General features: G+C 44.2%; 9 protein-coding genes. 4 read left to right on the forward strand and 5 right to left on the reverse strand.

What is annotated here, in order from left to right; genetic code table 11:
- Positions 1-30 precede the first annotated feature (30 nt).
- Complete coding sequence (gene oxyR, locus L7A31_RS18315) at positions 31-912, reverse strand: DNA-binding transcriptional regulator OxyR (RefSeq protein ID WP_237363196.1); 882 nt, start codon at positions 910-912, stop codon at positions 31-33.
- 150 nt (positions 913-1062) lie between these two features.
- Between oxyR and L7A31_RS18320 the strand changes: the two genes are divergently transcribed.
- On the forward strand, positions 1063-1794 hold the full coding sequence (locus tag L7A31_RS18320) for a glutathione peroxidase (protein WP_237363197.1): 732 nt from the start codon (positions 1063-1065) through the stop codon (positions 1792-1794).
- Positions 1795-1865: 71 nt separating this feature from the next.
- Positions 1866-3329 carry a dihydrolipoyl dehydrogenase gene (locus tag L7A31_RS18325; protein WP_237363198.1) on the forward strand — a complete coding sequence of 488 codons (1464 nt, stop codon included), beginning with the start codon at positions 1866-1868 and terminating at the stop codon, positions 3327-3329.
- A 164-nt stretch (positions 3330-3493) separates the two neighbouring features.
- Here the strand turns inward: L7A31_RS18325 and argH are convergent, their stop codons facing one another.
- The 4 genes from argH to argC all read right to left on the reverse strand — a co-directional run bounded on the left by argH (position 3494) and on the right by argC (position 8560).
- On the reverse strand, positions 3494-5368 hold the full coding sequence (gene argH, locus L7A31_RS18330) for an argininosuccinate lyase (RefSeq protein ID WP_237363199.1): 1875 nt from the start codon (positions 5366-5368) through the stop codon (positions 3494-3496).
- Positions 5369-5458: 90 nt separating this feature from the next.
- Complete coding sequence (locus tag L7A31_RS18335; RefSeq protein WP_237363200.1) at positions 5459-6670, reverse strand: argininosuccinate synthase; 1212 nt, start codon at positions 6668-6670, stop codon at positions 5459-5461.
- 59 nt (positions 6671-6729) lie between these two features.
- A complete protein-coding gene (gene argB / locus L7A31_RS18340) occupies positions 6730-7533 on the reverse strand; it encodes an acetylglutamate kinase (RefSeq protein WP_237363201.1) in 804 nt (267 codons plus the stop codon).
- Positions 7534-7555: 22 nt separating this feature from the next.
- Entirely contained in the window at positions 7556-8560 is a 1005-nt protein-coding gene (gene argC, locus L7A31_RS18345) for an N-acetyl-gamma-glutamyl-phosphate reductase (protein WP_237363202.1), read from the reverse strand.
- Positions 8561-8713: 153 nt separating this feature from the next.
- On the opposite strand from argC, the gene argE reads away from it, so the two are divergent.
- Positions 8714-9850 (forward strand): acetylornithine deacetylase, encoded by a 1137-nt coding sequence (gene argE / locus L7A31_RS18350; protein WP_237363203.1) that lies wholly within the window; start codon positions 8714-8716, stop codon positions 9848-9850.
- Between the two features lie 232 nt (positions 9851-10082).
- Positions 10083-12716: a phosphoenolpyruvate carboxylase gene (gene ppc / locus L7A31_RS18355; protein WP_237363204.1), complete on the forward strand. Its 2634-nt coding sequence runs from the start codon at positions 10083-10085 to the stop codon at positions 12714-12716.
- Positions 12717-13154: the final 438 nt, after the last annotated feature.

Consider the following 13154-nt stretch of genomic DNA (forward strand, 5'->3'; position numbering starts at 1 on the left):
TTGCTCTCCTTTTTCGTTTTTGCTTCATGGTTAAAGCAGTGATTGAATAAATTCCGCTAGCTGTTCAAAACGGTTTCTTAAAGGCGAACCGGGGCGGTAGGCTAATACAATGCTTCGCGTCGGTATTGGGTTGACGGCTTTGATATAGCAGACTCCATCCTTTTGCTTCTCTTTTGGTAACGACAACTCAGGAAGCAGAGTAATTCCTGCGCCAGCTGCTACCATATTTCTCAGCGTCTCTAAACTGGTCGCTTTAAAACGCTCATCATCCTTTGCGCCAGCAGCAAAACAAAAACCTAACGCTTGATCTCTCAAGCAATGACCATCACCTAGAGCCAATACTGTTTTACCGTTGAGCTCTAACATATCCAACTCTGCTAGACTTGCCCATTCGTGGTCGCAAGGAACCGCGATACTCATCGGCTCCTCATAAACCTCAATTTCTTTGAACGGTGCTGTCTCTTCCACAGAGGCCAAAACTAAGCAGTCAAGCTTGCCATCTTCTAGCTGCTGAACCAACTGATGTGTCTGAGCCTCATGGAGAAACAGTTCTAGCTCTCCAAACTGCTCTTTAATCGCAGGCACAATTTTTGGTAACAGATACGGTCCAACAGTGGGGATAAAGCCAATATTCATTGGACCACTCATTTCACCAGTTTGCTCTTTAGCCATTTCTTTGAAAACTTTCACTTCTCTCAGAATTGTTTTGGCTTGTTCGATAAGCTGCAAACCTGAATCAGTAAAGAGGACACGGCGGCTGCTTCTCTCTAAAAGTGGAGAACCAAGCTCATCTTCTAACTTTTTAATTTGGCCGCTCAGCGTAGGCTGACTAACAAAACAAGCCTCCGCAGCTTTGCGAAAATGTTTATGCTCTGCGAGCGCAACCAAATACTCAAAATCACGAATATTCATTAAACCTCCGATAGGAATAATCTATCGATTTAATAAAACCAAACGATTGGAGCTATCAACATAGCTTCAGCATAATACATATACCAAATACAGAACAACAACTAAGATTAACTCACAGTCAGCTTATATTTCAGAAACGAGGAAAGAATTATGTCAGTAAACAAAGAAGGCCAAACAGTACCACAAGTTACTTTTCCAACTCGCCAAGGCGATGCTTGGGTAAACGTCACTACAGATGAAATTTTCAAAGACAAAACCGTCATTGTATTTAGCTTACCAGGCGCATTTACACCAACGTGTTCATCAAGCCATTTGCCTAGATACAACGAACTTCATCCTGTGTTCCAACAATATGGCGTAGACGAAGTCGTATGTGTTTCTGTCAATGACACCTTTGTTATGAACGCTTGGAAAAGTGACCAAGAAGCGGAAAACATCACCTTTATCCCTGACGGCAATGGTGAGTTTACTGCGGGAATGAACATGTTGGTAGATAAGCAAGACATTGGCTTTGGTAAACGCTCTTGGCGCTACAGCATGCTGGTTAAAAATGGCGTGGTTGAAAAGATGTTCGTAGAGCCAAGTGAGCCAGGCGACCCGTTCAAAGTATCTGATGCAGACACAATGCTTAGCTACATTGCACCGGAGCACAAAACCCAAGAATCTATCACTGTATTCACAAAACCAGGCTGCCCTTTCTGTGCAAAAGCCAAACAAGCACTGATCGACCAAGGCCTACAATATGAAGAAGTCGTTTTAGGCAAAGATGCAACAACTGTGAGCCTGCGCGCTGTGACTGGCCGCACTACTGTTCCTCAAGTATTTATCGGCGGGAAACACATCGGTGGTAGCGAAGAATTAGACGCCTACCTAGCTCAATAACGCCAAAGTTGCCCTAAGGCGATAAGCCTTAGGGGCTCTTAATCAACCTGTATTAGCACAGTGAGAACAGTATGAAACAGTTAAATGTAGATGTAGCAGTGATTGGTGGTGGTACGGCTGGATTGGGAGCCTACCGCGCAGCAAAATCACACACCAACAGTGTAGTCATGATTGAAGGCAGTGTTTATGGCACCACCTGCGCTCGAGTCGGTTGTATGCCTTCCAAACTATTAATCGCAGCAGCAGAAAGTGTTCATCAAATAGAGAAAGCTCCGGGTTTTGGCGTTTATCCTCAAGGAGAAACGAAAATCAACGGTCGTGAAGTGATGGACCGAGTGAAGCGAGAAAGAGATCGCTTTGTTGGCTTCGTATTAGAAAGCGTGGATGAAATCCCCGCGCAAGACAAAATCTCTGGTTACGCAAAATTTGTCGATGACAATACATTGGTTATCGACGAACACACAAAGATTAACGCTAAACGAGTCGTCATCGCAACAGGCTCTCGCCCTGCATACCCTGCTGTTTGGAACGAGCTTGGCGACAAACTTATTGTCAATGATGATGTATTTGATTGGGATGACCTTCCTAGCTCCGTTGCAGTATTTGGTCCGGGCGTGATTGGTTTAGAATTAGGGCAAGCGCTACACCGACTGGGTGTTGACGTAAAAGTCTTTGGCTTAGGTGGTCAAATCGGTCCTCTTACCGATCCAGAAGTAATGAGCTACGCCGAAAAATCATTTCAAGATGAGCTCTATCTTGATGCCAACGTCAATGTCGAAAGCATGAAGAGAATCGAAAGCTCTGAAGGCGATAAAGTTGAGATTCAGTTTATTAACCATCAAGGTGATTTAGATACTTTCGTTGTTGACTATGTACTTGCGGCAACAGGAAGAAGACCAAACACAGATAAGCTCGATATAGAAAATACCTCAGTTGAACTTGATAACAAAGGTGTGCCGGTTGCTGAACCATACACAATGCAGACTTCCGTCGAACACATTTTCATTGCAGGTGATGCAAGTAACCAAATACCTTTGCTGCATGAAGCTGCCGATCAAGGAAAAATTGCTGGTGATAATGCCGGCCGATTCCCAGATATTCGTGCTGGACTAAGGCGTTCAACCATTTCAGCGGTATTTACGGATCCGCAGATTGCCATGGTAGGTGAAAGCTACCGCCAATTAACAGATCGCTTAGGCGATTGTGGCTGCTTTGCGACAGGGGAAGTCTCCTTCGAGAATCAAGGCCGCTCTAGAGTCATGCTAAGAAACAAAGGTATTCTGCATGTCTACGCAGAGCAAGGCACAGGGCGATTTCTTGGTGCAGAAATGATTGGCCCTGACGCCGAGCACTTGGCACACTTGTTAGCTTGGGCGCATCAAAGCAAGATGACTGTATCCGAGATGTTAGACATGCCCTTCTATCATCCAGTGATTGAAGAAGGTGTACGAACAGCATTAAGAGACGTCAATGCGAAACTACACTTAGGTCCGGAGATGATCAAACATTGTTTGGATTGTGGACCCGGTTGTTAAGGCCAAGAAAAGAAAAAAGCCCCAAAACCAATACTGGTTTGGGGCTCTCTTAGATTTTTCTAAGAAAAAGCAGTGGTACAGTAATAGACCCGGCTCTTTCTAAAATGTTCCCTAAAATTGTAATTATTTTTAATAAATTTTAAATTTAGTTAATTTTCAACAACTTACGCAACACTGCATTTGGCGATAATTTGCTCAACCAAATTCACTTCTAAAGCAACTTCGTCACAAGCATGTTGACGAGGACATTGCTCGCAATCCTTTAAGACTTTTTCAGGTAACAAAGCTTTTGACGTCGGTATAAAGTCCTGCTTCATAAAGAATTCAGGCGTACGTGTTAACACAAACACTTTCTTTATTGCCATTTTTTTCGCTTTGTTCACCAAATGTTGAACGATAGCACTTCCCTGCCCTTGTCCTTGCCAGCCCGCCTCAATGCCTAAAGAACGAATTTCAGCTAGCCCAGAGTCGTAGACATATAAAGATGCACATCCTGTCACCTCTCCATGATGCTCAGCCACGGCAAATGAACCAATATCTCTTATCAATTCACTGCGAGAACGCGGTAAGTTCTCACCCATATTTGCCCAGTAAGTCACCATACCTTCAAGAGCTTCAATATCAGTTAACCGTGCGGCGCGAACTTTCACATCTAAGTTGTCTCTTTGCGCTAGACGCTTGCTTGCTTGACCAATCGCAAAAGCCACTTGTTTATGGGATACACCACCAAGCGCACTTCGTTTTTCTAGGCAGGATTCGATGGTTAATATTTCATACACATCCTCTTCTATCACACTAGAGAATGCTTTGAGTTCTTCAATAGACAGCTCTTCTAAGGCGCATTGCTTGGAAATGGCATCCACCACCGCCACACCTACAATATGGTGTGCTTCCCTAAATGGGATACCTTTTGCTACTAGGTAGTCAGCAAGTTCAGTAGCATTAGCATAACCCTGCTGCGCAGCTTCTAAAGTACGCTCCGAGTTAACCTTGATACCATCGAAACAAAGCGCAGCCATTTCTAAGCAGTCGTTCCAAGTATCTAGCGCATCGAATAGGCCTTCTTTGTCTTCCTGCATGTCTTTGTTGTAGGCAAGCGGCAGAGCTTTCACGGTCATCATCATACTCGCTAGAGAACCATAAACCCTGCCCGTTTTTCCACGAATTAGCTCCAATGCATCTGGGTTTTTCTTTTGTGGCATCAGCGATGAACCAGATGTCACCGTATCAGCAAGCTCGATAAAGTTAGACTCGCCAGAGTTATAAAAAATCATGTCTTCTGCAAGACGCGAAAGATGCAGCATCGACATCGAAGCTACCGACATAAGTTCAACAACATGGTCACGATCGGATACCGAGTCGAGTGAGTTTCTTGTTGCTCTTCTAAACCCAAGGTTGTGCGCAAGCTTTTCTCTGTCGATTGGGTATGCTGTACCAGCTAACGCACCAGAGCCTAGCGGGCAAGTATCGAGTCTTTTGATTGCATCAGACAAACGAGAGTAGTCACGTTCAAACATTTCTACATAAGCTAAGCACCAATGTGCAAATGTCACGGGCTGAGCTCTTTGTAGATGAGTATATCCCGGCAATACCGTATCTTGATGGTTACTTGCTACGTCTACTAATTGAGATTGAAGCTTATCCAATGCGATAAGAAGTTGATTACCTTGCTGACGGCACCAAAGCTTAAGATCGGTAGCCACTTGGTCGTTACGTGAACGTCCAGTGTGCAGCTTTTTACCTAAGTCACCTACTTTACCTATCAGCTGCTGTTCAACCCATGAATGTATATCTTCTGCAGATGAGTGAAGTATCTGGCTCGGATCTTCCATCACTTCCAACTTAAGCTCGTTTAACGCAAGCTCGAGCTTTTGCTGCTCTTCCTCATTCAACACGTTGACTGATAGCAAAGCCTTGGACCAAGCAATAGAGCCCACAATGTCTTGCTCAGCCAATCGGTAATCAAAGCGCAATGAATCATTAAACTCTTTGAACCTTGTGTCTGCTGCTTGGGTAAATCTTCCGCCCCATAATGCCATTGTGTCTCTCCCAGTGATTAAAAGGATCTAGCGATGCTAGATCCATAAGTAAGTTGGTTTGCCAGTGAAGTCTGTTTGATTGTTATTATTTTACTTTTTCTCGTTTAGCGCTCTGATGCGGCTTGCCAAAGAGTATAAGCGAATGAATCCACCAGCATGGCTTTGATCATAGACTTCATCTTCCCCAAAAGTCGCAAACTCTTCTGAGTACAAGCTATTATCAGAGCGTTTTTGCGTTACCGTAGCATGTCCTTTATAAAGTTTGATCACCACCTCACCATTGACATCTTTTGCCAGCTCTTCTGATGCTGCTAGAACAGATTTACATAGTGGAGTGAACCAGCGACCGTCATACACTAAGTGGGAAGCTTTTACAGCAAGCTCTTCACGGAACTCAAAACTGCTTTTATCAAGAACCAGCTGTTCGACCGCACGCAGCGCTTCCATCATGATGGTTCCCCCTGGAGTTTCATAGCAACCGCGAGACTTGATGCCTACCAAACGGTTTTCTACGATATCAATACGGCCAACGCCATGTTTGGCACCTTTCTCGTTTAAGTACACTAAGGTATTGTATGGCGTCATAGCCTCGCCATCCACTTCAACGATTTCACCTTGTTGAACTTTAACTGTGACAAATTCCGCTTCATTTGGCGCTTGCTCTGGATCAACGGTCCACTCCCAGCAATCTTCGTTAGGTGCATTCCAAGTATCTTCTAACACGCCACCTTCCGTTGAAATATGCCAAGCATTTGCATCACGAGAGTAGATTTTTGTTAGCGAAGCTGTACATGGGATATTGCGCTCTGCAAGGTAATCAAGACACTCTTCACGGCTCACCAAGTCCCATTCACGCCATGGCGCAATAACCATAAGCTCAGGTGCTAACGCTGCAAAAGCACCTTCAAAACGCACTTGGTCATTGCCTTTACCAGTGCAACCATGGCACAGAGCGTCAGCACCAACGTTTCGAGCCACTTCTACTTGCGCTTTCGCAATGATTGGACGAGCCATAGACGTCCCTAAAAGATATTTACCTTCGTAACAAGCACCGGTTTTCAGTGTTGGGTAAATGTACTCCTCAACCATTTGCTCTTTCAAATCCACCACGTAACATTCTGTTGCACCAGATGCGATTGCTTTCTCTTCAATACCATTAAGTTCTTCTGCACCCTGACCAACATCCGCCACAAACGCAATCACTTCGCAGTGATAGTTTTCTTTTAGCCAAGGAATAATCACTGAGGTGTCAAGACCGCCAGAATACGCCACTACTACTTTATTGATTTGTTGTTTCGTCATTTCATTTTCTCCAGTGTCTGCCCTGCGCCTGGCGGTCAGAGCAAAAAATTCCATTATTCTTAATCTTGTTCTACGTTTGGTAAAAATTGGGTTCCAATGCTCTCACCCGATAGCAATTTGGTAAGCTTTTCTGGATAGCGCCAGCTGGCAACTTCGATTTCTCTGCCTAAAATTTTTGCCGCTTCTAAAGCTGCTTGAACTTTGACAATCATCCCATCGGTGATCACTTGGCCTTCAATCAGTTGTTCAGCCTGCTTCTCATCTAAGCTTTTTATTAGATGTCCTTTACCATCAAGCACACCACTCACATCAGAAAGCAGAACCAAATGCGCATCCAATGCCCCCGCAACAGCAACGGCAGCCTGATCAGCATTGACGTTCATTAACTCACCTTGCGCAGTTAAGCCAATTGAGCTGATAATCGGCAGTGCTCCCGTCTCTAATATTGCTTGAAGCACACTTGAGTCACCCGGCGTGGCTTTACCTACAGCTCCCAATTCAGGATCAAGCTCAGTCACTTGGCATAACCCGCCATCGGCTAGGCTTAAACCCACAGCTTTTATGCCTGCTTTAACGGCATTGCCTTGCAGTATCTTATTTGCAGTTCCGGCTAACGCTCCTGCTACCACATTGATCTGGTCGTAAGGAGTAACACGCAACCCTTCTTTTTTAACCGTTTTAATCTGCAAGCCGGAAAGTAGATCGTCCACTAGGTAGCCGCCACCGTGAACGATGACAATTCGTCGGTTTTCTTGTTTTTGGTAAATAGAAATTGCACTAAACACTTGATTTAAAGTATCAGGGCAAGACAGTGCGGCTCCCCCTAATTTAATCACCAATGATGTATTATTATTGTTAGTCATAACTATTCCCTTGCCTTGAAAGCTATATCAAAGCTGTCATTTCAGAAAAACCGTAATGGATATTCAAACATTGCATTGCTTGGCTTGAAGCACCTTTGAGTAAGTTATCGATGGCCGACACCACGATGATATGCTGTCCACTCACTTGCCATCCGATATTGCAGAATGGTGTATTTTCCACGTCTTGAATACTTGGCATACTGTCAGCTGTTACTCTGACACATGGTTGAGAGCTATATGCGCTTTCAAACGCTGAATTCACCTGTTGCTTAGAAACGCCATCAGCAAGTTTCATGGTGATAGTCGCTAAAATTCCACGCTTGAAGTTGCCTAAATGCGGGGTAAAAATTACGTCGCAATCGAGATGGTTAGAAATTTCAGGTTGATGACGATGATTGAACACTCCGTAAGGCTTCAAGCTAACTTCACAAAAGCTGTTAGTCGTTGCCGCTTTACGGCCAGCACCAGAAACACCACTCGTTGCGTTAATAACTGGCCACTGTGCCGAATCAATTAACCCTTTTTCCAACAAAGGGCGCATAGCTAATTGAGAAGCAGTTGGGTAGCACCCCGCGACAGCAACAAGCTGTGCATGCTGGATTGCCTCTTTATTCCACTCAGCTAACCCATAAGCCGATTTATCTAGCCACTCTTCATATTGGTGTTCGAAGCAATAATATTGAGGGTAGAATTGCTCGGCCTTCACACGAAATGCGCCCGATAAATCAAATACCTGACAACCTGAAGAGAGAAACAATGGTGCAAGGTCATGACTCACTTCATGAGCCGTGGCCAAGAAAACAACATCTGCCTTGCTAGCCACACCTTCTACATCCGTTAAGCCCTCAATCGGCATATCCACCACTCCCAAAAGCTTGCCATGCAGCTCAGAGATGGGCTTTCCTGCGTCTACACTATTGGCGGATACATATAAACCTGTTAGCGTGAGCTCTGGGTGTTTCTCTACCATCAAAGCAAGCTCACAGCCTGTATAACCACTTGCGCCTATAATTATGGTGTTTAACATTTCAAACGTTCCGTTACCATTACATTTCAATTGCCATCGAGTGACTTTTAATGCAATTAAAATGCGATATTTCGTATTTTTATTCATTAAAAATGATTTAATATGTTTTTAACGTCTAAATAAGAATCTGTCAACAGTAGAAGTGGAGATAATATGCAATTACCAGGATTCAAAGAGATTTACAGTGGGTTAATTTCCACTTCTTCGATTAGCTCAACAGACCCGTCCTGGGATGAAGGTAACTTGCAAGTCATTGAAAAGTTAGAATCTTGGCTGAACGATATTGGCTTTGATGTGCAAATAAATCAAGTGAAACCCGGAAAATATAATCTGATAGCTAAAAAAGGCTCTGGAGAGGGTGGATTACTCCTAGCAGGCCACAGCGACACCGTTCCTTTTGACCAAGGACGCTGGAACTATGAACCTCATGCGTTAACAGAAGACAACAATCGCTTTTACGGCTTAGGCACGGCCGACATGAAAGGCTACTTCGCTTTCATCATCGATGCGGTAAAGAATATCGACTGGAGCAAACAAACCAAGCCTCTATATATTCTGGCTACCTGCGATGAAGAAACCACTATGATTGGTGCAAGAGATTTCGCCCACAATGCACCTTTTAAACCTGACTACTGCATCATTGGTGAACCCACAAGCCTTGTACCAATTAGAGCTCATAAGGGTCACGTAGCCAACGCTATACGAATTACAGGAAAATCTGGACACTCTTCAGATCCAGCACTTGGTGTAAATGCCATAGAAATTATGCACGAAGTGTTGTTTGCCCTAAAAAACTTACGCGACGATTTGATTAAACAATATCACCATCCCGGTTTTGCAATTCCAACACCAACATTAAACCTTGGCCATATTCATGGTGGAGACAGCGCAAATCGAATTTGTGGGTGCTGCGAGCTGCACTATGATATCCGCCCACTTCCCGGAATCAGCTTAGACGGTTTGGACAATATGCTGAAGCACTGCCTACAAGAAGTTGAACAGAAATGGCCGGGGCGCATTGCGATTACACCGTTACATGAGCCAGTTCCGGGGTTTGAATGTCAGCACGATCACCCGTTTATCTCGCAGATGGAAACGATCTGTGAGCTCCCATCTGAAACAGTAAACTATTGTACAGAAGCACCTTTTTTACAGCAGCTTTGCCCAACATTGGTGCTAGGGCCTGGGTCAATCAATCAAGCTCACCAGCCTGATGAATACTTAGATTTCAAATTTATTCAACCCACCTTAGATGTGCTGTCGAAAGCCATCTACAAATACTGTTTTTAGATACTCCTCCTTACTTCACGAGCGGTTAAGTAACAAGGCTTCACCGCTCGTAATCTGTAGTAAATTTTCAGGACACTTTCAAAACTGTGCAATAGATCACCAAAAAAGAGCAGATCTTATAAATTTAATCCGAGATTTCGGTCACCATTTGACTCTTTAGGTAAAATTTAGCTAGATTGTTTCACTATTGAGGGATATTTAATGTAATTAATTTACAAAAGGCAGGACGAGAATGAACGAGAAGTACTCTGCACTAAAAAGTAATGTCAGCATGCTCGGACGTTTGCTTGGTAACACGATCCAAGAAGCTCATGGAGATGCTATTTTAGAAAAAGTAGAAACCATCCGTAAGCTTTCCAAATCGGCACGTGCAGGCAACGTTACCGACCAAGACAGTCTCATTGAAGAAATCAAAAACCTTCCTGACGAGCAGCTCACTCCAGTTGCCAGAGCTTTCAATCAATTTCTTAACCTAACCAATATGGCAGAGCAGTACCACACTATTTCTAGGCACTGTGAAGACCATATCTGCGAGCCAAACTCCATCAGCACACTGCTATCGAAACTGAGTCAAAATGATGTTAGTAAGTTAGATACCGCTCAAGCAGTGAAAGATCTAAATATCGAAATCGTGCTGACAGCGCACCCTACAGAAATCACTCGCCGTACAATGATCAATAAATTGGTCAAGATTAATGAGTGTCTTTCTAAGCTTGAACTCAATGATTTATCGCAAAAAGAGCGGAATAAAACTGAGCGTCGCTTAGAGCAATTGATCGCTCAAAGCTGGCATTCAGATGTGATTCGTAAGCAAAGACCGACTCCGTTAGATGAAGCGAAATGGGGATTTGCTGTTATCGAGAACTCTCTTTGGGAAGCCGTTCCTGAATTCTTGCGTGATTTAGATGAGCGACTGGAGTCTTATCTCGGAGAAGGGCTACCACTTGATGCATCGCCAGTACATTTTTCTTCATGGATGGGTGGAGACCGCGACGGCAACCCATTTGTCACTCACTCTGTCACACGTGAAGTGCTATTGCTATCTCGCTGGAAAGCCGCAGATCTCTATCTGAATGACATCAATGAGCTCATTAGCGAGTTGTCGATGACAAAATGTAATGATGCTGTTCGAGAGTTAGCGGGCAATGACGAACATGAACCCTATCGTGCCGTTTTAAAAGAGATCCGTACTCTGCTTACCGAGAGCATCGAGATTCTTGACGCTAAAATTAATGGCCAACAACTTACGGTCAAAGCACCTTTAAGAAGCGCAGAGCAGCTTTGGCAACCTCTGCAAGCTTGTTATCAGTCTCTTCACGAATGTGGAATGGGCGTGATTGCTGATGGTTGTTTATTAGATACTCTTCGCCGCATTAAAGCATTTGGTGTGCACCTTGTTCGCTTAGATATCCGTCAAGAAAGCACTCGCCATTCAGATGCTATATCTGAATTAACTCGCCACCTTGGTATTGGTGATTACGACCAATGGAGCGAACAAGACAAAGTTGCATTTCTAACCAACGAGCTAAGCTCGAAAAGGCCTCTACTACCACTAGATTGGCAACCATCTGAACCTGTTAAGGAAGTCCTCGACACTTGTCGAATTATCGCAGCGCAACCCAGGGAAGCTTTTGGAGCATACGTGATCTCAATGGCACGCACAGCTTCTGACGTACTAGCTGTTCATTTGCTGTTGCAAGAGGTGGGTTGCCCATATCGCATGGACGTTTGTCCATTATTCGAAACTCTTGAAGATTTAAACAACGCCGAGTCTGTAATGAAGCAATTGATGGATATCGATCTCTATCGTGGCTTTATTCAGAATCACCAAATGGTCATGATTGGTTATTCAGATTCTGCAAAAGATGCAGGCGTAATGGCCGCTGGCTGGGCGCAATATCGTGCTATGGAAGCTTTAGTCGAACTAGGTGAAAGTGAAGGTATCGAGCTAACACTTTTCCACGGCCGTGGTGGAACAGTGGGACGCGGCGGCGCTCCTGCCCATGCTGCACTGCTTTCCCAACCACCGAAGAGCTTGAAGAATGGCCTACGTGTTACCGAGCAAGGTGAGATGATTCGCTTCAAGCTAGGATTACCTGATGTGGCTGTCAATAGTTTCAACTTGTATGCAAGTGCGATCCTAGAAGCCAACCTTCTGCCACCACCTGAGCCGAAGCACGAATGGCGTAATCTGATGGATGAATTATCAGATGTTTCGTGCGAAGCCTATCGCGGGATTGTAAGAGGTGAACCTGACTTTGTGCCTTATTTCCGTCAAGCGACGCCAGAGTTAGAGCTCGGTAAGCTGCCACTCGGCTCAAGACCTGCAAAAAGAAACCCTAAAGGTGGTGTCGAAAGCCTGCGCGCTATCCCGTGGATTTTCTCGTGGAGTCAAAACCGTCTTGTATTACCAGCTTGGTTGGGGGCAGGAGAAGCAATCCAGAACTCGATCGACAAAGGACATCAAGCATTGTTAGAGGATATGTGTCGCGAATGGCCGTTCTTCTCAACAAGGCTAGGGATGCTAGAAATGGTGTACTACAAGTGCAGCAGTGAAATCTCTCGTTACTACGATCAAAGACTGGTTGATAGCGCTCTTATTCCACTTGGTGACAAGTTAAGAACGCAGCTGCAAAAAGACATTATGGCGGTACTTAACGTCGAGAATAATGAGAACTTAATGCAGAGCGACCCGTGGGGATTAGAGTCTATTCGTTTGAGAAGCATCTACGTTGAACCACTGAACATGCTACAAGCGGAACTACTTTATCGAACTCGCCAAACGGAAAACCCATCTGCTGAGCTAGAAGAAGCTCTCATGGTCACCATCGCGGGTATTGCAGCTGGAATGCGCAATACTGGTTAACATTCCGATCAAGCAAACTAATGGTTGGTTAAGTAGAAAATTCTATTTAGCCAACCTTATTTTCCCCAAACCCTGCTATTTCCACAGATACGAGACAGCTCACCAAGCATAATCCACAACATTTATCACTGCATAATGAGTAAAAATAACGAGCAACCAGATTATAATTCCAACTTACAGTCTTATTGATTATTTTGTCAGTTTTTTGCCGTTATTTCCCCATCTATTCTACTTTATGCTTATTATTTAGATATACTACTGCTCCGCTGCGGGCACAATTAAATCTACATTTCGCAGTATTCGATACATCAATTATCGATCTAGGTGATAAAACGGCTTAAGTAAGGAGACATTGCCAACGTAGTTTTTTTGTTGGGTTTTGTTTGAACTTACTGATGATTAAATGCCTCTAGAAGCATGACAGCTGTTCAAACAATT

Origin of the sequence: Vibrio marisflavi CECT 7928, from assembly GCF_921294215.1 — a bacterium.
In the GTDB taxonomy this organism is placed as follows: Bacteria; Pseudomonadota; Gammaproteobacteria; order Enterobacterales; family Vibrionaceae; genus Vibrio; species Vibrio marisflavi.